The sequence below is a fragment of the Deinococcus roseus genome (genome assembly GCF_014646895.1).
In the GTDB taxonomy this organism is placed as follows: domain Bacteria; phylum Deinococcota; class Deinococci; order Deinococcales; family Deinococcaceae; genus Deinococcus_C; species Deinococcus_C roseus.
The window spans coordinates 190,341-215,320 of the sequence record NZ_BMOD01000006.1; the positions used below are offsets into that span (position 1 = coordinate 190,341).

At 58.2% G+C, this 24,980-nt stretch carries 11 protein-coding genes and 1 riboswitch; of the genes, 9 read left to right on the forward strand and 2 right to left on the reverse strand.

What is annotated here, in order from left to right; genetic code table 11:
* Together IEY52_RS10810 and IEY52_RS10815 are read left to right on the forward strand one after the other, a co-directional pair.
* Window positions 1-11,679, forward strand: coding sequence for a GEVED domain-containing protein (locus tag IEY52_RS10810; RefSeq protein ID WP_189002691.1), 11,679 nt, complete (start codon window positions 1-3; stop codon window positions 11,677-11,679).
* A 313-nt stretch (window positions 11,680-11,992) separates the two neighbouring features.
* Window positions 11,993-12,077, forward strand: a riboswitch (cyclic di-GMP riboswitch).
* Window positions 12,078-12,431: 354 nt separating this feature from the next.
* On the forward strand, window positions 12,432-13,598 hold the full coding sequence (locus IEY52_RS10815; RefSeq protein ID WP_189002692.1) for an RCC1 domain-containing protein: 1,167 nt from the start codon (window positions 12,432-12,434) through the stop codon (window positions 13,596-13,598).
* A 165-nt stretch (window positions 13,599-13,763) separates the two neighbouring features.
* Here the strand turns inward: IEY52_RS10815 and IEY52_RS10820 are convergent, their stop codons facing one another.
* Window positions 13,764-14,153 (reverse strand): DUF3197 domain-containing protein, encoded by a 390-nt coding sequence (locus IEY52_RS10820; protein WP_189002693.1) that lies wholly within the window; start codon window positions 14,151-14,153, stop codon window positions 13,764-13,766.
* A gap of 195 nt (window positions 14,154-14,348) precedes the next feature.
* Here IEY52_RS10820 and IEY52_RS10825 point away from each other — a divergent pair, with 195 nt between their 5' ends.
* On the forward strand, window positions 14,349-15,041 hold the full coding sequence (locus IEY52_RS10825; protein WP_189002694.1) for a S4 domain-containing protein: 693 nt from the start codon (window positions 14,349-14,351) through the stop codon (window positions 15,039-15,041).
* A 3-nt stretch (window positions 15,042-15,044) separates the two neighbouring features.
* Here IEY52_RS10825 and IEY52_RS10830 read toward each other — a convergent pair whose 3' ends face one another.
* Window positions 15,045-16,445: a xylulokinase gene (locus tag IEY52_RS10830; RefSeq protein WP_189002695.1), complete on the reverse strand. Its 1,401-nt coding sequence runs from the start codon at window positions 16,443-16,445 to the stop codon at window positions 15,045-15,047.
* A 330-nt stretch (window positions 16,446-16,775) separates the two neighbouring features.
* Between IEY52_RS10830 and zapE the strand changes: the two genes are divergently transcribed.
* The 6 genes from zapE (at window position 16,776) to wbaP (ending at window position 24,963) form a co-directional block, all read left to right on the forward strand.
* Window positions 16,776-17,798, forward strand: coding sequence for a cell division protein ZapE (zapE, locus tag IEY52_RS10835; RefSeq protein ID WP_189002696.1), 1,023 nt, complete (start codon window positions 16,776-16,778; stop codon window positions 17,796-17,798).
* Window positions 17,799-17,868: 70 nt separating this feature from the next.
* On the forward strand, window positions 17,869-19,575 hold the full coding sequence (locus tag IEY52_RS10840; RefSeq protein WP_189002697.1) for a gluzincin family metallopeptidase: 1,707 nt from the start codon (window positions 17,869-17,871) through the stop codon (window positions 19,573-19,575).
* Between the two features lie 84 nt (window positions 19,576-19,659).
* On the forward strand, window positions 19,660-20,910 hold the full coding sequence (locus tag IEY52_RS10845; RefSeq protein WP_189002698.1) for a M20 family metallopeptidase: 1,251 nt from the start codon (window positions 19,660-19,662) through the stop codon (window positions 20,908-20,910).
* Window positions 20,911-20,989: 79 nt separating this feature from the next.
* Window positions 20,990-21,298 (forward strand): hypothetical protein, encoded by a 309-nt coding sequence (locus tag IEY52_RS10850; protein WP_189002699.1) that lies wholly within the window; start codon window positions 20,990-20,992, stop codon window positions 21,296-21,298.
* Window positions 21,299-21,568: 270 nt separating this feature from the next.
* Window positions 21,569-23,326: a hypothetical protein gene (locus tag IEY52_RS10855; RefSeq protein ID WP_194510046.1), complete on the forward strand. Its 1,758-nt coding sequence runs from the start codon at window positions 21,569-21,571 to the stop codon at window positions 23,324-23,326.
* 200 nt (window positions 23,327-23,526) lie between these two features.
* Complete coding sequence (gene wbaP / locus IEY52_RS10860; RefSeq protein WP_189002701.1) at window positions 23,527-24,963, forward strand: undecaprenyl-phosphate galactose phosphotransferase WbaP; 1,437 nt, start codon at window positions 23,527-23,529, stop codon at window positions 24,961-24,963.
* Window positions 24,964-24,980 lie beyond the last annotated feature (17 nt).

A 24,980-nucleotide genomic window follows, 5' to 3' on the forward strand; every position in this document is an offset into this window, starting at 1 on the left:
ATGTCTTGCGCTGCACCTTCCAGATCAAAATCTGCCGGAGGACTTCCCTGGGGTTCAGCGGAACTCCTGAACCGTTTTGTGCTGAAATTTCTCCTGCTCTTGCTGTTTCTGGGCACGGCTGCCCATGCGCAGACCACCACCCTCAAAATCACCCCCATCACCTGGGACATCATCGGACTGGATTCCAACAATGTGAATGCCGGTCCCAACGTGTTCATTGTGGGGGCGCGGGTGTGCAACATCGGGGCGGCCACCGCCACCAATGTGACGGCCACCTTCAACAAGACCGGGACCAACAACCCCTACATCAATTTGCAGGACCAGAGCAGTTACAGCGTGGCTTCCCTGCCTGCAGGGGCAGATCCAGATCCCGGCAACACCCGCCAGTATTTTTACCCCAACCCCACCCAGAACACCCTGCCCAGCAATTGCTTTGATTTTTATTACAACGGGGTGATCACCCGCACTGCAGCGGCCTACAACACCTTTCAGGGCTACAACATCACTGCCACCGCCAGCAATGCCAGCAGTGTGCAGACCTCTGCCAGCAAACAGCTTTACATTGAGAAACTGGTGTCCCAGAACAGAAACTCCATCATCAGCTTTTCGGGGACCACGGCTGTTGAGGTGGGCAAAACCTACCAGTACACCCTGGTGGCTTCCACCGCCACCAACGGTTACGAACAGATCGAGCACTTCCCCAATTTTCCCAACAATCAGTTTCAGGTGCTGTCCATTCAGACGGCTTACAGTGCACCCACCGGACAGAAAAACCAGATTGCCTATGCAGATGCCTGCGGATTTGTGTATTCCTATGCAGGGTCCGTCAACAAGAGCGACTGCCAGGTTGGAGGGACCACGCCCATTGTCGGGGGCAAAGCGGGTGGCGACCCCATCACCACCGTATATACCGTGAAAATTCTGGGTCCCGGAAACGGCACCATCAACAACCTGGTGTACGACTACTCGGGCAGCAGCTACCACTACAACAGCGATTACTTTACCGGTGGGGCCATGAGCTTCACTGCTGTGTACCCTCCCAACCTGACGGTCAGCAAGAGCACCAGCACCAGCACCATCTGGCGCAGCACCACTGGCAACACCGGCAGTTACAGCATCACGGTGGCCAACAGCAGCGCAGCCAACACCGGGACCGCCACCAGCGTGGTGATCTCTGATCCGCTGCCTTCCGGTTTCACTTATGCCTCCACCGGCACCCTTTCCCTGACCGGAGGGGCCACCCGGACCAGCACCAGCAACCCAACTGCAGGCAGCTCCAGTCCCAGCTGGGGAAGTTTCACCATTCCAGCCGGGGGCAGTGTCACCATCCCCTTCAATGTGACCATCGCGGGCAGCACTGCTCTGGGCACCTACCAGAACGGGGTCACCGCCACCTACACCTCGCCAGACGGCACCACCGGGAACACCTCCACTTACAATTCGGCCAGCAGCACCGCCGAAGACATCACCCTGAAAAGCATTGACTGCTCCACCATTTACGCTGTGGTCGGGCAGGTGGCGACCCAGGCCACCACCGGAACCAAATTCCTGACCCTGGACCCCAACACTGGGCTTTTTGGGGCGCAGATTGTGGACATCTCCGGGATTCCCAGCGTGACCGGGGGTTTCGGGGTTTCTCCCACTTTGCAGAAAATTGTGTACGTGGACGGCAACGGAGGCGCGGGTTATGGAGGCATTGCCCGCATTTACACCACCGATGGCAACACCCCGGTGAACACCGGCCACACCATTGCAGACCCCACTGCAGAGCACCAGGTGGGTGTGGACAAGAGCGGCGTTCTGTGGGCCACCCAGTGGACCGGAGCCAAAACCCTCTACCGCTATGCAGGCACCGGGAACGCGGTCAGCCAGGGAAGCATTTCTGCTGCAGACAGCACCCTGCAAACCGAATGGTCCAGCCTCTCTGAAGGGGATTTTGCCTTCGACAATGCCGGAAACATGTGGTTCATCTCCACCAACACCAACGTCACCCCGGACAAGGTGACGCTGTGGATTGTGGATGCCACCAACCGACTGGCCTACAAGGTTGGGGATTTCGGCTCTCTGGTTTCAGGTTCCTTTGCCAAAGGTGCAGAATTTGGACCCGATGGACAGCTCTACATCGGGGTGACCAACCCAGGCACCAACGGCAACGCCACCATCTACAAATACAATCCGGGCACCGGCGCTTTCATCACCCTGACCAGCGCAGCAGGGGCCCTGAGCACCACCTACGATGACATTCAGGACATGGGTTCCTGCATCTATCCAGACACTTCTGATTCTGGTGATGCCCCCAGCAGCTACGGAACCGCCACCCACGTGGCCATCAGCACCATTTACATGGGCAGCCTGGAAGACAAAGAAGCCAACCAGAGCAGCAGCAACGCCACCGCAGACGACACCACTGGTGTGAACGACGACGATGGCATCTCGGCTTTCCCGGTTCTGGCAGCAGGAGCAACCAGCTACTCGATCAGTGGCATCCCGGTGTTCAACAACACAGGCACAGCAGGCAAACTGATCGGCTGGATTGACTTCAACAAAAACGGCACCTTTGAAACCTCTGAAGGTGTGTCTGTGGCTGTGCCCAGCAGTGCCAGCGCACAGACCGTGACCCTGAGCTGGAGTGGGCTTTCAGGCCTGACCGCAGGAAGCACTTTCGCCCGCTTCCGTCTGGGCACCGACACACCGCTGACCACAGCCACCCCCACCGGGATCAGCACCAACGGTGAGGTGGAAGACTACGCCCTCAGCATCATCAACAACACCGATTACTCGGATGCGCCCAGCGGGTACGGCAGCGCCTCACACAACATTGTGCCCACCGTGCGCCTGGGCAGTGTCGCTCCAGATGCAGAAGTCACAGCAGCTTCCAGCAGCAATGCAGACGGCGATGACACCAGCGGCACCGACGATGAAGAAGCCATTTCCTCTTTCCCCCTGCTGACCACGGCTTCTACAACTTATGCCCTGAACAACATCACCGTGCTGAACAACTCTGGCACGACAGGCAAACTGATTGGCTGGATTGACTTCAACCAGAACGGCACCTTTGAAACCACCGAAGCTGCCTCGGTCAATGTGAACAGCAGTGCCAGCACCCAGAGCGTTTCCCTGAGCTGGACGGGATTGTCTGGTCTGGTGGCTGGGACCACCTATGTGCGTTTGCGGATCAGCTCAGATGCCACCCTCACCACCTCCACCCCCACAGGCCTCAAAACCAACGGCGAAGTGGAAGATTACACAATGACCATTCAGGCCGTGGATTACGGAGATGCCCCCAGCAGTTACCTGAGCGCTTCCCACGTGATTTCTTCCAATCTGCGGCTGGGATCGGTGCTTGCAGATGCCGAATCTGGAATGCAGAACAGCGCCACGGCCAATGGTGATGACCTTGCTGGAACCGATGACGAAGATGCCCTTTCGGGCACCGTCAATGTTTCTGCGCTGGGCACTTTCACGCTCTCAAACATCGGGGTGACCAACACCACTGGAAGCACCGCCCGGCTGGTGGGCTGGATCGATTTCAACCGGAACGGCACTTTTGACAGCGCCACCGAAGCAGCAATTGCCACCATCAACAACGGAGCCACCACCGCCACCTTGAGCTGGATGTTGCCTGCAGACCTGCAGGGCGGAGCCAGTTTCCTGAGACTCAGAATCACCACCGACAGCACCATCGCCACCGGAACAGCCAGCACCAGTGTCCCTACAGGTCTGGCCAGCAACGGCGAAATGGAAGACCACCCGGTCAATCTGAACTTTTACACGCTGTCTGGAACAGTGTTCACCGATGTGAATTACGGTGGAGGGGCAGGTCGGGATTACGCCACAGCCAGCAGCAGCGCCACGGCTTCCGGGTTTGCTGCAGGCAGCATGGCCCGTTCGGGTGCCACCGTTGAGCTTTACAGCAGCACGGGAACCTACATCGGCAATGCCACCACCAATGCTTCAGGTCAGTACAGCTTCCTGGTGGCTGCGGGCAGTTACCAGATCCGGGTGGTCAACAGCACTGTGACCAGTGCCAGAACCGGATATGTTGCAGGGTTGCTGCCTGTGCAAACGTATCGGACCAGTGGCAGCACCGGAACGGCAGTGGCTGTGACCAACAAAGTGGGCGGGGAAGACCCCACCCAGGTGGACGCAGCTGCCAACACCACCAGCACCCTTGCAGTCCTCAATGCTGTGGCAGGTCAGGAAGTCCAGTCTCTGACGCCAGTCACGGTTTCCACAGCAAATGTGACGGGCCTGGATTTCGGGTTCAACTTCGACACCATCGTGAACACCAACAATGCGGGCCAGGGCTCGTTAAGGCAGTTTGTCCTGAATGCCAATGCCATGGGCAATGAAAGCCTGCTGGCCCAGTCAGGAAACCGCAAAAAGCTGGACAACACCAATGAAAGCCTTCCTGCGGGCAAGGAAACCAGCATCTTCATGATTCCGGCAGCCAACCTCACCGCCAGTGTCGGGGTGATCACCCTGTCCAGCACGGTGCAATTCACCGGGACAAATGCTGTGAACACCATCCTGGACGGCACCACCCAGACCGTGAACATTGCAGATGGAAACAGCGGACAGCTGGGCACCGGAGGCACCGTGGGCATCGGGCCGGATTTGATTGCAGGCAACTCCGATGACACCGTGCTGAACAGGATCTACAGACCCGAAATCGAAATCAAATCCCTCACCGGAAGCATTGCGGGCATGGGCTTGCAGCTCTCTGCCAGCAACATCACAGTGCGCGGGGTTTCGGTTTATGGTTTTGGCAGTGCCGCCAACGCCGACAACAACGCCAACATCCAGATCGACAACGATTACACCTCCACCCTGATCGAGCAGAACTTCCTGGGGATTTCCGCCACCCGCAGCACTTTTGATTGCTCTGCCACAGCAGGCACAGCCGTGGCCACCGGAAGTGGCGACAACATTCGCAGCATCGGTGGCGACTCTGGAACCGTGCAGTACAACCTGATCGGCTGTGCAGCGGGCAAAGGGTTCGGGGTGGAAAACAGCTCCACAGGCTGGCAGATCCTGGGCAACGAAATCCGGGGCAACGCCATTGGCAACATGCACCTGGACGGCGTTGACCTGGAGAACGGCAACACTGGAACCGCCACTGTGCGCGGCAACCTGATCGCCAGCAACTGGGGTGTGGGTGTGGACTCCTACTCCGGACTGGGCAGCAACACCACCGAATACAACACCATCGAAAACAACGGCATCGGCACTTCAGGGGGCAGCCCACTGGAAGATTCCGGGGTTCGCATTTACGGCACAGGAAGCACCGTGCGCTACAACATCATCCGCAACAATGTGGGTTCTGGCGTGATGGTCCAGGCGTCCAGCAGTGGCAACACCATCACCCAGAACAGCATTTACGGCAACGGCAAAATCGGGATTGATTTGCTGAACAGCACCGACGATGTGACCAAAGGGACCAGTCCTTTTGTGACCCTCAATGACCTCAATGATGCAGACACTGGAGCCAACGGCCTCCTGAATTACCCAGTGTTCGCTGCAGCCACCCTGGTGGGCAGCAACCTGGAAGTGACCGGATACGCAAGGCCCGGAGCCACCATCGAACTGTTCCTGTCTGACTCGGATGCCAGCAGCTTTGGGGAAGGACAGACCTACCTGGGAACGGTGACGGAAGGCTGCAGCACGGTGTCCAGCACCTGTCTTGCTGTGGATTCGGATGGCACCACTGGAACTTACGGTTCTGCTGCAGTGAACGGCATCCTGCAGGGCACCGACAGCACCAACAAATTCAAATTCACCCTTCCCCTCAGCAGCCTGAAAACCACCGTGGCAAACGGAAACAAACTGACCGCCACCGCCACTTTAAGCAGCAACACTTCAGAGTTCAGTGGTCAGGTGACGGTGCTGGCCCAGATTTCAGGGAACGTGTTTGAAGATGTGAACTACGGTGGTGGAGCAGGGCGCAATTACAGCACCTCCAACACCAGCGCAACCGCTTCTGGATTCACCAGTGGAGCCATCCTGCGTTCCGGTGTAACGGTTGAACTGTACAGCAGCACGGGAACCTACATTAGCAACACCACCACCGACAGCGCTGGAAATTACGTCTTCTCAGTGGCTGCGGGCAGTTACCAGATCCGGGTGGTGAACAGCACGGTCAGCAGCACGAGAACCGGATGGGTCAACACCCTGAGACCCGTACAGACCTACCGGACCAATGGCAGCACGGGAACGGCAGTGGCTGTGACCAACAAAGTGGGCGGAGAAGACCCCACCCAGGTGGATGCCGCAGCCAACACCACCAGCACGCTGGCTGTTCTGAATGCTGTGGCAAATCAGGAAGTGCAGTCCCTGACGCCAGTGACCGTTTCCACCGCCAGCATCTCTGGACTGGACTTTGGATTCAACTTCGACACCATTGTGAACACCAATGATGCGGGCCAGGGTTCCATGGCCCAGTTCATCAGCAATGCCAATGCTCTGGGGAACGAGAGCCTGCTGGCCCAGTCTGGAAACCGCAAGGACCTCAGCAACATCAACCAGAGTCTGCCTTCTGGCAAAGAAACCAGCATTTTCATGATTCCAGCCGCCAACCTCACCTCTGGGGTTGCTTTGATTGATCTGAGCGTGGCCAGCGATCCTGCCCTGCCTGCCTTTAGCGGATCCAATGCCACAAACACCATCCTGGACGGCACCACCCAGACCGTGAACATCGGAGACACCAATTCTGGTGTGCTGGGCACGGGTGGTACGGTGGGCACTGGAAACGATGGTTTGCAAGGCACTTCAGACGATGCTGCTCTGCCCCAGGTCTACAAACCCGAAGTGCAGATCACCGGGCGGTTTGGCATCAACGGCCTGAGCGTCACAGCGGGCACCATCACCCTGCGGGGCATGGCGATCAAAGGCTTCGGGCAGAGCAGCATCAACAGCGACCACGGAGACATTTACGTTGCCGGGGCCAGCAACCTGACCGTGGAAGGCATGGTCATCGGGACCTCCGCCAGCAGCTTCACAGATCCCGGAGCCGGACTGCGCAGCAGCAACGGACTGGTGTTCTGGAGCGGTGCGGTCAGCAACACCACCCTGCAGAACAACCTGATCGGCTTCACGGAAAGGCGCGGCATTGCCGCCACCGGAACCACCCTGCAACTCGACACCCTGCTGATCCAGCAGAACGAGATCCGCTCCACCAACCGCCTGGGCACCACCCAGGGAGGCGGCATCGAACTGAACCCCGACTACAGCCCTTCCGGGACCTATCACCGGGCCATCACCATCAAGCAGAACCTGATCACGGCAACAGGTGCGGGAGATTCGGGCATCGAACTGGGGTACACCCCAACAGACACCATCAAGCGCATTGAGGACAACACCATTTCCAACAATGCTTATGGCGGGATCAGCCTTTCCCTGGACACCACCAGCGGAACCGCCACCCACAACACCAGCACGGTGCGGGATTACCTGCTGCACAACGTGATCACTGGCAACCAGACCGGGATTCAGATTTACGCCACCGGCACCATCGCTGCGCTGGAAAACAAAACCATCTCCCAGAACGCCATCTATGACAACACCGCACTGGGCATTGACCTCAAGCTCGATGGGGTGACCGGAAACGATGGTTTGTTGACCGCTGCACAGCCCAACAGGCTCATCGATTACCCCATCATCACCTCCAGCGTTCTGACCGGAAACAGCCTGCAACTGCAAGGTGTGGTGGGCGGCAACCTGCCCAGCAATGCGGTGCCCACCCCCAGCAACTCCACTTTTGCGGGTGCAACCCTGGAATTCTTCATTGCAGACAACAGTCCAGCCAACCAGGACGGTGTGGTGCTGCTCTCCGATGGGCGCAGCAAACCCCACGGTGAAGGGGCCATCTACATCGGGCAGGGAACTGCAGATGCCAGCGGAAACTTCAATGTGACCCTGAGCCTCAGTGCCTCACAGGTGACGGCCCTGGGAACGGCCACCAACGTGACCGCCACCGCCACCAACGCCTCAGGAAGCACCTCTGAGTTTGGCCCGGTGTACCTGTACCGCCAGGTCTCTGGAACGGTCTTTGAAGATGTGAACTACGGTGGAGGTCTGGGACGCAATTACGGCACCTCCAACACCAGCGCACAGAACGGCGGTTCTGGATTTGCCGCTGGAGCCATTGGCCGTGCTGGCGTGACCCTGGAAGTCTATGACAGCACGGGAACCCCTGTGGATCTGGACCCCTCCACCTCTGGAACCCAGAACAATGTGACCACCACTGCAGGCGGAAACTACAGCATAGGGCTGTTTGAAGGCAACTACCAGATCCGGGTGGTGAACAGCACGGTCAGCAGCACCAGAACCGGCTGGGTGAACACCCTGATGCCTGTGCAGACCTACCGCACCAATGCCAGCACCGGATCTGCCGTGGCTGTGACCAGCAAGGTGGGTGGGGAAGACCCTGCTCAGGTCGATGCAGCCGCCAACACCACCAGCACGCTTGCCACCCTGAACGCCGTGGCAAACCAGGAAGTGCAATCCCTCAGCAGCGTGAACCTGACGGCAGGGAACGTCTCCGGTGTGGACTTTGGTTTCAACTTTGACACCATTGTGAACACCAGCGATGCAGGTCAGGGCTCGTTAAGGCAGTTTGTTCTGAACGCCAACGCGCTGGGCAATGAGAGTCTGCTGGCCCAGTCTGGCAACCGCAAAAAACTGGACAACACCAATGAAAGCCTCCCCGCAGGCAAGGAAACCAGCATCTTCATGGTGCCCCAGCCCGCCTCTCCTCCGACCTCCTGGGCCGCCACCATCACCCTGACCACCACGGTGCAATTCACCGGAGCGAATGCCGTGAACACCATCCTGGACGGCACCACCCAGACCGTGAACATCGGAGACACCAACACCGGACAGCTGGGCACCGGAGGCACAGTGGGCACCGGAGTGGATGCCATTTTGGGCAACGCAGACGACACTGTATTGAACAAGATTTACAAACCCGAAATCGAAATCAAATCCCTGACCGGAAACATAGCAGGCATGGGCTTGCAGGTCTCTGCAAACACCATCACCCTGCGGGGCCTGTCCATCTACGGCTTTGGCACTGCAGTCAACAGCTCAAACCATGCCAACATCCACCTGGACGATGGTTTCACCAACGCAGTGATCGAGCAGAACTTTGTGGGCATCTCCGCCACCCGCAGCAGCTTCAACTGCCCCACCGGAGGGGCCACCGGAACCGGCGACAACATCCGCAGCCTGGGTGCAGACAACGGCACCATCCAGAACAACCTGATCGGGTGCAATGCCAGCAAAGGCATCGGTCTGGAAAACAGCTCCACAGGCTGGCAGATCCTGGGCAATGAGATCCGGGGCAATGCCATTGGCAACCCCAACCTGGACGGCATCGACATCGAAAACGGCAGCAGCGGAAATGTGACGGTGCGTGGCAACCTGGTGGCCTACAACGCCGGGGTCGGTGTGGACACCCACATCGGGATGGGCGGCAACACCATCAGCCAGAACACCATCGAATTCAACGGTGCGGGCACCGGAGCTTCCCTGGAAGACTCGGGCATCCGGGTGTACGGGCCTGGGAACACCATCCAGTACAACATCATCCGCAGCAACACAGGATCAGGGGTGATGGTGGAGCCCACCTCCACCGGAAACGTGATCAGCAAAAACAGCATCTACAGCAACGGAAAAATCGGGATTGACCTGATGACCAGCACCGACACTGAAAAATCCGGGACTGCGCCTTATGTGACCCTCAATGACTCAGGAGATGCAGACACCGGAGGCAACACCCTGCTGAACTTCCCGGTTTTTGCCACAGCAACTTTGCAAGGAGGCAACCTCACCATCACGGGGTATGCCCGTCCCGGAGCCACCATCGAACTGTTCCTGGCCAACCCTGACCCCAGCGGTTTCGGGGAAGGACAGACCTACCTGGGCACCTTTACGGAAGGCTGCAGCACGGTGTCCAGCACCTGCCTTGCTGTGGATTCGGACAGTGCCACTGGCTCTTATGGTCCTTCCAGCGTGAACGGCATCCTGCAAGGCCAGGACAGCACCAGCCGCTTCCAGTTCGTGGTTCCGGTCAGCGGTTTGCTTGCAACAGTCAATCTGGGAGACCAGCTGACCGCCACCGCCACCCTGAGCAGCAACACCTCGGAGTTCAGCGGTCTGGTCACGGTGTCCATTGCCGGATTCAGCGTCTCAGGCAACGTGTACGAGGATGTGCAGCCCAACGGCAGTTTTGAACCCACCGAAAACTGGACGGCGGGCAGCACCGTTTACGTTCACCTGATCCAGAGCGGAAACGTGGTTGCCACCACCACAGTGGGCGCAGGCACTGGAGCTTTCACTTTCTCCAACGTCAACGCTGGCACCTACACCCTGGCGGTCTCCAGTGTCAGCGGTACTGTGGGTAACCCTGCCCCTGGCATTACGGCCCCTGCAGGATGGCTGTACATCAACCCGGCAGATGGCAGCAGGCAACTGGATGTGGCCTCTGCCGTGACCGGACAGAACTTTGGGCTGTACCACGGCTCCAGGGTCACCGGGCGGGTCTTCTACGACGATGCCTTCGGAGCTGCATCCGTGGCAGATGAAAGCAAGGCCAACAACGGCATTCAGGACCTCTCTGAAAAAGGCGCATCTGGGGTGACCGTCAGGGCCACCGCAGGCGTCAACACCGTCAGTGCCACCACCAGTGCCACTGGAGATTTCCAGATGTACCTGCCCCATGCCCAGTTCGGAGGCCAGACCGTGGTGATCGGCCACGCTGCGCAGCCCGCCACGGGCAACAACACCGGCAATGTGGCCCCCATCACCCTGGCCACCACCCTGAACGATGGACTGGCCGCCAGCAGAAGTTACAGCAATGCCAGCGGACAGACCTACGGAACGTATTACTTTGGCATCCTGCACAGCTCCAGCTGGAGGCCCGACCAGAGTGGAACCACCAGCAGCCCAGGCATCATCGATTACACCCACGCCTACACCCCAGAAACCCTGGGCAACCTCGCCTTCAGCACCGCAGGCAACCTGTTCTACGGGGTGTTCGGAGACACCAACTGCGACGGCACCTTCAGCGACACCGAAAAAGCCAGCAACCTGCTGGTCAGCCCCATCCATGTGGGCTACAGCTGGCCCAGACTGAGTGACGGCAGCTTCAAACCCTGCGAATTCCACGTGCAGGTCAATGTGCCCTCCAACCTGGCCGCCAACTCTGTGGACCGCGTGAAAGTCAAAGCCGAACTGACCTGGCAGAACAACAGCAGCGTCAAAGACCCCCTCTACCTGCTGGACACCACCACCACCCGAACGCTTGCCAACGGCGGCAAACTCAGCCTCACCAAGGGCCTGCGCAACGTCACGCAAGGGGAGACCTCCTACACCGTCAGCAACGGCGGCAAGGTCGGAGAAGTCATCGAATACAAGATCACCTTCACCAACTCTGGCGACACCGTGATCACCGACATCGTGCTGGGAGACAATGTTCCGTACTTCACCGACATGGTGCAGAACGTCTACGGAGCCACCGGAGAGATGGAACTGCACTGCCCCAGTGGCTCGGTGGTCAACGTCAACCTCGGGCAGACCAGCGTGATTGATCTGCCCCTGAACCTGCCCACCAGTTGCAACATCACCCAGATGGCCCCCGGAGACTTCGGGTACTTCCTGTACCGCGTGCAGATCCGCTGAGTTTCAAATAATTTCAGATCCCTTCTCAGGAGAGGAGGGATTTTTGGTTTCTGGGAGAGGGCTTGAGGCTGCTTGCACTGGGCGAGGCACGCCTCGCCCCTACAGGTGTCATTTGAGGTTTCTGCCATTGGGCGCAGCACGCTGCGCCCCTACAGGTCTGGTTTGAGATTTCTGCCCTGAGCCCTCGGCATCTTTCCCCCAGCCATCATTTGTGTTCAGCTTCTGTAACCAAAAAATAAAACAAAAACCAGCTCTGGACGCATAAAAACCCCTTCCCAAACGCCAGCAAGAGTGCCATAATGTGTATCAGAGATTTGGCTCATGAAGCGATGAAGCGTTCTCCCGTACACGGGCACCTGGGAAACGCAGAGCTAGTGGTGCGACCGGCATGAGGCAATTGGTCCAGGGTCTGGCCAGCATTGCTGGTTGGACCGAAACAACCCATTGTCTACGTTGTCGGTCACTCTTCCCCACTCGGAAGGAGTGACTTTCAGCATGTTACACAGCAAAGAAAACACCAGGAACCGCGGTCCCAATCCACCTCCGGCTGAGTTGCTCGCCCTGTAAGCTGCAGCTCAAGACCTGACCCCTTCCGCACCACAGACCCACAGAGGAACACATCCTCCGTGAGGGCCGTGCTGTGCCGGAACTTCAGGAAGCCAGCGTGGGAAAGGAAGGCAGTGCAAAAGCACTGGTGAGGACTTCCCACCAACGGCATCAAACCCGTTCAACATCCCTCACACCGCGAAAACATGAAAAACATCCTGATCCTGACCGGGCTCACCTTCCTGATGGTGGCCTGTGGCACCCAGACTGTCCCCTCCCAGAATGCTCCCCTCGCTCCCGACGCTGAAACCATCCCTGTGGAAACCCCCGAAGTGGATGCACAGGCCCTCAGCAAAGTGGCCCCCCGTTTGCTCGCCAGTGGCAACCAGCACAACCTGGGTCTGGTGGGCGGCACCCTCAAAGTGTGGGGCTGGAACGGCTACGGCCAGATCAGCAACGCCAGCACCCTCAGTGGGATCATCGAAGTGGCTGCTGGCTGGAACAACTCCCTGGCCCTGAAGAGTGATGGCACCGTGTGGGCCTGGGGTCGCAACGACTACGGTCAGCTGGGTCTGGGCAACCTCACCGACCAGAGCGCTCCTCAAAAAATCAGCAAGATCAGCAACGTGGTGGCCATCAGCGCAGGCGTCGAGCACTCCCTGGCCCTGAAGAGTGATGGCACCGTGTGGGCCTGGGGCCACAACAATGTGGGCCAGCTGGGTCAGGGCAACACCACCGACCAGACCAACCCCGTGCAGGTTGCAGGCCTCAGCAACATCGTGCAGATCTCCGCAGGTCTGGGGCACTCCCTGGCCCTCAAGAGTGATGGCACCGTGTGGGTGTGGGGCTGGAACATGGACGGACAGCTGGGCAACGGCACCACCACCACGGCCCTGACCGCCGTGAAACTTGCTGACCTGAGCGGCATCACCCGCGTTTCTGCAGGCCACTACCACTCCCTGGCGCTCAAATCAGACGGCACCGTGTGGGCCTGGGGCGACAACCACAACGGCAGACTGGGCAACAACAGCACCATCAGCAGCAAAAAAGCCGTGCAGGTCAAGGGCCTCACCGGAGTGAAAGAAATCGTGGCCGGACCTTCCCACAGCCTGGCCCTCAAAACAGACGGCACTGTGTTTGCCTGGGGCAAGAACGACAGCGGCCAGCTGGGACTGGGCAACACCATCGACCAGAAAGTGGCCGCGCAGGTTCCTGGCCTGAGCAGCATCACCGCACTTTCTGCAGGCCGTGCCCACAGCGTTGCCCTGAGCAGCACCGGCAAAGTCTGGGCTTTCGGCAACAACTTCGGCGGACAGATCGGAGATGGCACCACCATCAACCGCACCTCCGCAGTGCAGGTCACCAAAATGTAATTCCACGGACCCCTGTCTCTGACCAGAAGCCCGGAATTGTTCCGGGCTTCTGGTCGTTGTTTGGCTTTGTGGTTTTTGCCCTGTGGTTTTTGCCCTGTGGTTTTTTTCTGCTCTGAGCAGGAAGGTGTTTCCTGCTGTGAACGGTCCACTGTGAACTGTAAACTTTTACAGGTAAATGTGATGGTCGGTGGGGTTGGCTTTGGCCAGCAACACCTTGAGGTCTTCCTCATCCGGGTCGCTGGTCATGCGCTGGAAATCGTAAGGGTTGATCACGGTTTCCTTGAAATTGCTGACCCCACCATCCAGGGCTTTTTGCACCACAGCACGCAGGGCTTCGCTGCCTGCTGCGCCAAAATGAGGACCAAAAGCGGGAACGGTCAGGACGCTTTCACCGGGGTTGTGCACCAGCACGCTGTAGCGGGCCTGCTTGCGGTGGTCCTGAAAATCGGTGATCAGAATGAACATGGTGTGCATGTTGAGGGTGCTGCGCTCCAGCAACAGGGCCAGCGTTTCCTTGGGTGAGCCAATTCTGCCTGCGATTTCCGGGGTATGCATGGTTTCATCTTAACGGGTTTGTCTGAAGCGAGCAGTGCAGGATGCATGCAGATCGGGAATCCCTGGTTCACGCCAGACAGGGTGTTTGATGACGGCTGAATGCTGACAACTGACTGCTTCACTGGCCATTTCTCCTGTCCAATAGGCTGAAAACACGATGTGTGAAAAGCAGAACTTGTGCTACTTTGATAGCATATGAACCTCTCCAAACTCATGGCTCAGGCTGCCGGAGGCCGGGTGATCCGCACCGGATTCATCCCCCAGGACAGTGTGAGCCGCCGTGAACTGAACAGCCCTGAGGTGAAACATCACATCTCTGGTGGTTTTCTCAATGCAGAACGCATCGTTCTGACCCTCTACCCCGAACACATTCCCAGCGTCAGCGATCCCGTGGACATCTGGGAAATTGGAGGTGAATTTTCCCCGCACATGGATGCGGTGCTGCTCAAACACCAGCTGCTCGACGTTGTGCCCGAAGAACAACTCGGAGACATCCGTGAGCACCAGGGGACCTACTGGGTGGCGGCCACAGGCAAAGCCTCGGCTGCCATAGAGGCCCTGACCAGTCTGGCTGGCACAGAAGTGACCGTCGAGAAGGTGGACCTCTCCCAGCACCAGCGGCCCAGCAAAACCCGCGAAGTGGTGGTGCCCAGCATGCGGGTGGATGTGGTCGGAGCCAAGGGCTTCGGGGTGTCCAGGGCCTACTTCCAGGCCGGTCTGGAAAACAAGAAGGTGCGTCTGAACGGTCAGGTCGCCAAATCCAGCAGCGAAATCCGCGAAGGCGACATGCTGGCCGCCGAGGGCATCGGGAAGATCGAATTCAAGCGCATCATCAACGAGACCCGGCGTGGAAACTTCAAAGTGGAGTTGCTGATCCACCGGGAGTGAGGTTCAGAAGAACCAGCCTTTGAGGCGCTCATGGGCTTCTCTGAATTTCTCAAATTTGTGCTGGTAAACATCACCCCGGGGGATGACCTCCGGGGTGTCTTCCTGTTTGATCCAGCGTTCAAAAGGATGGCCCAGTGCAGCTGCAGCCAGCATTGCTGCTCCCTTTCCACTGCTGTGCAGGGCAGACACAGGATTTAAAGGCACCTGCAGCACATCCGCCAGCAGTTGCTGCCAGCGGGAATCTCCACTGCCCCCTCCGGCCAGACGCAAGTGTTTGACTTCATGGCTTTTTTGCAGGGCTTCCAGACCGTTTCTGATGCTGAAAGCCACCCCTTCCAGTGCCGCCCGCATCAATTCTCCCCGAGAGGTGCCCGGTTCCAGGTTCAGCCATGCCCCTCTGGCTTTCGGGTCCATCAGGGGGGTGCGTTCTCCGATCAGGTGGGGCAGAAACACCACAGAAGTTTCCTGCTGGAAGGCCAGATCATAGGCTTCGGTCCAGTCCAGGCTCAGGCTGCTGCGCACCCATTCCAGGGCCACCCCGGCGTTCTGCATGGCTGCCATCACATACCAGTGGTCAGAGGTGGCCCGGTAAGCGTTCAGGGCAGGATCAAAATTCGGTTTGCTGGAGGTCAGGGTGACCAGTTGCGCCCCACTTCCGGTGGTGAGCTGGGTCTGACCTGCCTGAAGCAGACCACTTCCCAGTGCTGCACAGGGCGTGTCTCCGGCTCCTACAGCCAGAGGAATGCCAGCAGGCAGGCCCAGTTCTTGCGCTGCCCATTCACTCAGGTGTCCTCCCACTGCAGCAGAAGGACGCACTTCGGGAAAAAGACGCTCAGGCAAACCCAGCGCATGAATCAAACCCATGTTCCAGTTTCCATCTGGTTTTGCCAGCAAGGTCCCGGTGCTGTCTGAAGGGTCGGTGCAGGCATCTCCACCCATGCGATACCGCAAGTGGTCCTTGGGCAGAAAAGCAAAATCAGCTTGCTCTACAGCCTCGAGCCTGTGTTTGACCATCCAGAGCAGGCTGGGTCCCAGCATCCCCACCGACAGCGGATTGAGCAGCCTTTCAGCAGCATCTTCCGGGTAGTCCTGCAGTTCAGCGGTGCTGCGCTGGTCCAGCCACAAAACCGCAGGATGGGCCGCCGTTCCATCTGCACGGGTCAACACCAGACCATGCATCTGGCCACTGAACCCCACAGCCTCCACCTGATCTTTCAAATCCTGCGGAACCTGCTGCAGCACCATCTTCAGGGACTGCCACCAGATTTCGGGATCCATTTCTGCATGGCCCCTCTGAGGGGTGGAACAGCGGTAGGTCTGGCTGTGCACCGCCTGGATTTCTCCAGAACGGTTCATCAGGAGGATTTTGATGCTGCCGGTGCCGATGTCGATGCCAAGAAACATGGGGGACTCCTGTGGTTGCCGAGGGCCCAGGGCCGAGAGCCGAGGGCTGGGCTGAAATGCTTGTGCATGATTCTAGCGCTTGCAAATTCAGGGAGGGTGGGATGGACCGAAACGAACAGGCAATCCCTGCTGCTGGAGGCTGTAATGTTCTTGACGGACATATCCATAGAATTTACCTTGCTCTCGGCTCTCGGCTCTCGGCTCTCGGCTCTCGGCTCTCGGCTCTCGGCTCTCGGCCCTGTCTTTCCCCTGCTACAGAGAGAGTACCCACTGTTTCACCAGAGTTAAGCATTACACTGGAGAACAGAGGGTTCGCCCCAGCAAGGACTTATGCGCATAGACCTGTTATCCCGCAACCCCCAGGTGACTCCAGAGCAGATGCTGGAGGGCTTTAAACCCACAGCACGTTTTGGAGCAGTGAGCTTCGACAACTACCATCCCAATGGGGATTACCCTTCACAGGCCCAGACCCGGGACACCTTGCGGGAATTCACCAGCAACCCGCCTCAGCCGGTTAAACGCCTGTTTCGCAAGCCAAAGCCTGTGGAAGGACTGGGGTTCTATCTGGATGGGGGTTTTGGGGTGGGGAAGACCCACCTGCTGGCTGCTTCCTGGCATGCGTTTGATGGCAAAAAGGCCTTTCTGAGTTATCAGGAGCTGCTGTACACCATCGGAATGCTGGGGATGCACCGGGCCATTGCGGCTTTTCAGGGTTATGACCTGCTGTGCATCGATGAGTTCGAGCTGGACGATCCGGGCAACACCCACATGACCTCCACTTTTCTGGGGCAACTGATGCCCCTGGGCACCCATGTGATCACCACCAGCAACACCCAGCCTGAGCATCTGGGCCAGGGCCGTTTCAATGCAGAGGATTTCAAGCGCCAGATTCAGGCCATTGCAGAGCATTTTGCTGTGCTTTCCATTGATGGTCCAGATTACCGCCAGCGTGGGGCAGGGGTGGGGAAACCCCTCAGAAAATCAGACCTGACCGCATTGGAGGCCCAGGCAGGCACCCATGTGCGCCTGACCGCCAGTGAACTGAACCTGCACCTCACCCGCGTGCACCCTGCGCGGTTTTCCAGAATGCTGGAAGGCATTGAGATGGTGCTGCTCGATGATCTGGTGTGCATGTCCGACCAGAACATCGCCCTGAGGTTCGTGCATTTTATAGACAAGGTCTACGACCTGAACCTGAACTTTGCTGCCTCTGGTGAGGCCCTGGAGCAGCTTTTTCCTGCCACTTACCGTTATGGGGCTTATGCCAAGAAATACAGCCGGTGTTTGAGCCGCCTGACCGAGATGCTGTCCATCAGTGCCAAAACCCTGGACCAGCTGTCTTCTGTGGGTTGAGGGAAGGGGCAGCAGGGGATAGGCCAGACAGCCTGTTTTCTGTTTTGGGGTTTCCATTACACTGAAGATCATGTTCAAAGAACAATTCACGTATGACTGGCCCAATCAACAAAACGCCTGGCAGGAATTGCTGGACTTCCCCCTGAACCCTGAAACCAGGGATGAGTGGCTGGCAAAATGGGACGAACTGGAACGCCATTATGCAGAGCAGAGGTCCCGCCTGCACTGGGACACCATGGCCGATGTGAAAAGCCCCGAACCCCTGGAAGCCTACAAAGCGTTCAACCGGGATGTGGTCCCCCAGGTGACGGATTTTCAGAAGGAAATTTATGCCCGCTGGGTGGAATTTGATCTGAAGCAGGTCACCCCGGGCTGGGAAGTGACCACCCGTTACCTGAAGCACCTGCAGCGTGAGCAAGACCTCATTCCTGAATTGTTACAACAGGAAGAAGAAAAAATGATGGAGTTCTACAATGCCAGCCATGTGGAACAACCTGTTCCTGCACCGTATGCCACCGAGCAGGATTTGCTGGATGCCATGGACCTGCCAGATCGGCAGCAAAGACAGGCGGCCTGGGAGGCCAGACAGATCCACATGCAACCCCTGCGTGAGCACCGGGTGGCCCGTTACTTTGAACTCATCCAGTTGCGCTGGGAGCAGGCCCGCAAGCTGGGTTTCAACAATCCGCTCGAGCTGTCCTGGGAGCGCTTGAAACGCCATGACTTCACCTTGCAGCAGTGGCAGGAAACCCGCACCACCTTGCTGAACCGGGTGCCTGCTTTGCTGGATCAGGTGCATGCCCAGGTGGCCCGTGAACTGGAATTGCCAGAATTTGACTGGGTGGACCGGGGCCATCCGGCTTTAAGCAAAATCAGTGCTGCCTATGACCGCACAGACCTCACTGCGCTGCATGCAGGGCTCAGAAAGGTGTTCCAGGCGTTCAGTCCGAGGCTGGCAGAACAGTACCAGGAGTTGCTGGATGGAGGCTACCTGGACCTGGAAGACCGGCGCACCAAGACCACCCAGGGGTTTGCAGATTTGCTGGCTTTCACCCGCAAGCCCTGTTCCATGATGACCATCGATGCTTCTGCGGGTGGCCTGACTTTGCTGCTGCACGAGATGGGCCATGTGCAGCACTTCCATGAGATGCTGCAGGTGCACCCGACCATGCTGCTGGATGCCTCTGCAAAGTTCATGGAATTTGTGGCCCACACTTTCGAGGTGTATGGGGCACACTTTGCTGCAGAAAGCGAAATCCTCACCCCTGAAAACATCAGGATCCTGCGCCTGCTGACCCTGATGTACCGCCTGGAAGGCATGTTGCACTGTGCAATGGTGGATTTGTGGGAAGAGTGGGTTTACACCACCCCACCCGAAAGCCTGACCACCGAAGCCCTCTATGCCCACTGGGAAGAAATCGCCTGGGCCCATCACCCCTGGCTCATGTCCGTTCCTGAAGCAGGCCGCAATTACTGGACCAACGGCTGGCATGTGCGGGTGCCCTTTGGCAAGACCCGCTACGCCCTGGCCGATCTGTGCGCCCTGGAATTCTCGGGCCAGATGATCAAAGACCCCCATCAGGCTTTTGAGCGCCTGACGGCAGGGATGCGTCTGGGGGGAACTTTGCCCTTCCTGGGTCTGATTCAGGCCTGCGGTCTGGAGTTTGACTTCACCCCTCAGGCTGTAGAGCGCAGTTTGCAGGCTTTCCAGGAACTGGCTGCATTCTGGGGGCTTGCTGCAGAAAAGCGGACAGATCCGCAGGCTTCTCTGGCCTGACCGGTTGAGATTGGGTTTTTCGGGGGCAGGTTGCGTGAAGTTGTGCGCAATGTGCCCCCGAGGCTTGCGTTTATACTTGGGGACATGCGAGATGTACTCCAGCTCTTAGAAGCCCAGCAAGACAGCATGGTGCAGGATTTGCGCACCCTGGTCGAGATCGAATCGCCCAGCAGAAACGCCGAACAGATCCGCAAGGTTGGAGATGTGGTGGAGGGATGGATGCTGGCTCTGGGGGCCAGCAGTGAACGCTTTTCTTCCAGCAACGGAGACCACCGCCTGTTCCGGCTGGCCGGGCTCTCAGACCAGCGGGTGCTGATCCTCTCCCATGCCGACACCGTGTGGGAACTGGGGACCCTCAACCGCCTGCCTTTCCGCATTGAGGAAGACCGGGCGTATGGTCCAGGCAGCTACGACATGAAGGGGGGCATTGTGCAGGCCATCTGGGCTTTGAAGGCCCTGCAGTCCAGAGGTTCTTTCCCCTGCCAGATTGATTTCCTGCTCACCAGCGATGAGGAGATCGGTTCCAGAACCTCCCAGCCCCTGATTCAGGAACTGGCGCAGGGAGCGCAGGCCGTTCTGGTGATCGAACCTTCCAATCCTGGCACCCATACTTTAAAGACCAGCCGCAAAGGGGTGGGGGATTTTTACGTCACGGTGCAGGGCAAAGCTGCCCATGCCGGAGGCCAGCCCGAGAAGGGGGTCAATGCCATTCTTGAACTGGCCCATCAGGTGCTGGATGTGACGGCCCTGGCTTACCCTCCGAAAGGCACCACCATCAATGTGGGCACAGTGCGTGGTGGGACGGCCAGCAACGTGGTCCCGGCAGAAGCCTGGATGCATGTGGATTTGCGGGTCACCACCCTGGACGAAGCCCAGCGGGTGGAGGAGGGCATGCGCAACCTGCGTCCCTTTGATGAGCGGGCCAGGGTCACCGTCACCGGGGGCCTCAACCGCCCTCCGTTTGAACGCACGGAAGGCACCAGTCACCTGTTTGATCTGGCCCGGCAGGTGGCAGAAACCCTGGGTTTTGCACTGAGAGAAGCGGCCAGTGGAGGGGGCAGCGATGGCAATTTCACAGCCAGCATTGCACCCACATTGGATGGACTGGGGGCCTGCGGAGATGGAGCCCATGCCGAACACGAGCATGTGATTGTTTCAGAAATGCCCAGACGGGCGGCCCTGCTGGCAGGGTTGTTGCTGGCCCTGCATCCCACAGAAGAAGAAAATGTTGTTGAGGAGGCTGCACCCGAGCCTGAAGCGGCTGAAGCACAGGTTCCAGACCCTCTTGCCGATGCTGAACCTGCTGATTCTGATCATGTGAAATCGGTAGAATAAGAGCATACGACGACCCATTCCCCTGACGGTTGTGCTTTAAAGTGTGGTGACTCGGGTGGATCTCACCCTGGAGGTTTGAATGTTCTCTTTGTTTCGCAAGTCTGCCCCAACAGCCAAGGACCCTTACGTCAAACAGATGGACCAGAATGCTTTTAAAATCCGGGTGCGCACCAAACGCCACAAGGAAGTGGTGGAGTTGCGTTTCACCCGCAGCGCAGACATTGGTCGCCAGGACGATGGGGACGGCTTCATCTACCGCAAGATGATCGTGGGACCCAACCACTTTGACCGTGGGGAAGTGACCATCCTCTTTGACGCCCGCTACAACGTCAAGGACGTGCAGACCGAGGGATGCACCCCCATCGAAGTCAAAGACTGGGAAGACTGACCGCTCCATAAGGCCAACAGGACAGGGCCTCTTGGTCCTGTTTTTTGTCTGTGGCTCAACCCGTGAATTCCTGTACAGAACGCTTTCACGCCAGAAGGCTATACTGTGCCCGTGACTGTTCCTGTGCTGACCTTTTTTAGAGCATTCAACAGAATAAGCGGTTTTCTTGCTGATGGGTGTTCTTTGAAGTGGGAGGATTCAGAAAGATCTTCTTACTTCACGGATAAACGCAGTAAAAAACATGTGCTGCTGACCTTCTGCCTGCTTTCGTTGTTTTCCCTGACCGGCTGGGCCAGTGCGGCCTGCACCGAGAAAGACCTTTCGCTGGAAGACGAGAGCCTGGGGGTGATCTATGCCGATGACCTCGAATCCGACGAAAACGGCACGGTGTTCAGCGGGGCCTGTTTCACGCTGGGAGGGCTGGATCTGTCCACCTCTAAAATCAGCATTGTGGGGCAGGAATTTGTGTCAGAAGTGCTGCAGGTGACTGGAGATGGCGTGGTGGGGACGGTGCAAGAGCTGTCTGGCAATACAGAAACCCGCACTTTGCAGGGCGTGAAAATCACCCTGACCCTTCCCAGCCAGGTGCTTTCTGGGGTGCCCCTCGCGGAGGGCACCTACATCCTGGAAGGAGCAGCTACCCAGAGCGGCAACGCCTGGAAATTTGAAAGGGCCACCCTGACCCGCACAGACCAGCAGGAACAGTACGTGCTTGAAAAAGCTGTGCTGCAGAATGGAAAACTGACGGCGCAGGTGGCGAGGCTCAGGCAGGACCTCAACCAGCTTCAGGCCACAGAATTCTCTGGCACTGAAAAGCAGGTGCAGGCGCAGCACATCGAGTTCTGTGTGTGCCGTGAACTGGATGCCCGCGAACTCCTGCTGCTGGGAGAAGACCTGAACATCACCCCTGAGACTTTTTCGGTGCGCAGCGTGCGTTTTGATGTGTATGGTTGGCAAACCCCGGATCTGGGCACCCTGACTTTGCCTCTGGATCCCCAGAAGCCTTTGCTGGCTGCTGTTCAGGATGCTTTTGCCGCATACCAGGAGCGCCTGAACCAGAAACCCATCGAGGTGGTTTCTGATGCCACAGGGGTGGCCTTGCACAACCTTCCGGTCAGCCTGGATTTGCAGACCCGCCTGAACCTGGGGGTGCATGTTGTGGATGCAGGGTTTTCCCCTGAAATTCTGCTGGATCAGGAAACCGCAGATGTGCGCATCCGTGCCGGGCTTCCCGCTCCGGTGGGGCAACAGGCCGCATTTCCGGCCCTGCTGGTGGATGTGGAACCCTCTCAAGGTCTGGCTTTGCGGGCCCACTTTCGCACTGGCGTGAACGAAACCCGTGAATTTGGGTTGGGGTACAGCCTGAAAACCGGCCCGGTGTCCTGGCTGGCCCTGGCTTCCGGGGCGAATGAAGGTCAAGTGACAGCCCTGGTTTATGCAGCAGAAGGCCATTACCAGGGAACAGGCATGGTGGGAAGCCTGAACCTGCAGACAGATGCCCGTGTGCGCCTGCAAACCACCCTGAACGATGTGGCTGCCGTTCACGAAGGGTTTTACCAGCTGGGATACCAGCAGGGACCCTGGACCCTGCAGCTCAGGCACACCCTGAGTGGCAGTGTGGGGGAGGTGCATTTCAGTGCTTTTGCCCCGGAGCAGCGCAACCAGACCGAAGTCTCGGCGCGTTATGCTGCAGACCGCTGGAGCCTGAAATATGCCCTCTCAGAAGACTGGCTGGCACAGCAGACCAGACAACAGGTGGTTCTTGCCCTGCCTGTGGTGGAACTGGACAACCAGATCCGCTACAGCACCCTGGAATCCCGCTGGCTGAACCTGTCTTTAAGTGCAACAGCCTTTGTGCAGGTCACAGATGCTTTTCGGGCAGAACCCATGCTGGGCTACGACTGGGCCACAGGAAATGTGCTTTACGGTTTTGGAGGCACCCTGAACACCCCCAATTACGCTTACACCCTGGGGGCCTACCGTTTTGCAGAAGGCTGGGGCATCAAAGCCCGTTTCGGTCTGCACTGAGTGCCTTTCCTTTTCTGTTACGTGGCCGGTCACACCAGTCCCTGCATTTCGAAAAGGTTCAATCTCACAATGAAGATGCTATTCTGATAGACGGTTGCGTTTCGGAAGAGGCAACGTTGCTTTGCAGCATTGCGCTTTTCTGGCGTTTTAAAAGGCCCATTCAAAGGCCCATAGTCTTGCAATGATGGTGGCGAACTCAAATGGCACAACGAAGTTATGCTGGTGAAAATGTGAATCCCTGGATGCGCAGGCTGTACAAAGTCGAGGCCCTGCCCCAAACCCTGCTGTTGATCGGGGCAGACCTGCTGGCTGCACTGCTTTCCCTGCTGCTGACCCGCCTGATCCTCACCCCGGTGCAGTACAGCACCCTGGAAACCAGTTATGTGGGGGCCTGGGTCCTGATCTGGGTGTTCATCCGTCTGATTCAGGGGTACTACCCGGCTTATGGTCGTGCTCCCCAGCATGAATTGCAGTTGCACTTCAACACCTCGGTGCAGATGTTTGCCATTCAACTGGCTTCGTTGTTTGCCGTGCACAACGTGATCATCACCCGGCTGGGTGTGGGTGTGCTGTGGCTGGGCTTGCTGTTTCTGGCCCTGCCTGTGCGTTATTTTGTGCGTCACCTGCTGATCCAGGCCGGGCGTTTTGGCCGTCCGGTGGTGGTGATCGGGGCAGGCAAGACCGGTCAGGCCACCATTTTGCAACTGCAGCAGTTCCCCAGTTATGGCCTCAGACCCATCGCCATTTACGACGACAACCCCGAACTGCTCAACCAGACCATTCACGGGGTTCCGGTGGTGGGCACCCTCTATGACGCCGTGAAAGCCCCCCGCACCAACCACGCGGTGATCAGCATTCCCGGTGCACGGGCGCAGCGTTTCAGCCAGATCATCAACAACATCCACGAGGCCTACCCGATCACCTGGGTGGTGCCTGATTTTTTTGGGGTGCCCAACCAGGCCCTCAAGCCGCACAGCCTGGGCACTTACGCTGCCCTGGAGGTGCAGAACAACCTGCGAAGCTGGCGTTCCCACTTCATCAAGCGCCTGCTGGACATCGTGCTGGTGCTGTTTGGCAGCATTGTGGCTTTGCCGGTCATGCTGATTCTGGCTTTGTGGATCCGCCAGGACAGCCCCGGTCCCATCATTTACCGGGCGCGCCGCATCGGGGTGGATGGCCGCATGTTCAACTGCCTGAAGTTCCGCAGCATGTACCTGGATGCAGACGAACGCCTCAAGCACATCCTGCAGGACAACCCTGGGTTGCGCGAGGAATTCGAGGCCACCCATAAACTCAAAGACGATCCGCGGGTCACCCGGGTGGGGGCTTTCCTGCGCAAAACCAGCCTGGATGAACTCCCGCAGTTCTGGAATGTGCTGGTGGGGGAGATGTCCCTGGTGGGCCCCCGCCCGATTGTCACCGCAGAAATCGAGAAGTACGGCGAGGTGTTTGAAACCTACAAACAGGTGCGTCCTGGCATCACCGGATACTGGCAGGTGCACGGACGCAGTGACACCACCTATGAAGAGCGGGTCAACATGGATTTGTATTATGTGTCCAACTGGAGCCCCTGGCTGGACCTGGTGGTCTTGATCAAAACCGTGATGGTGGTGCTGCGGGGCAAAGGGGCTTACTGAGTGTTTGATCGCAACTT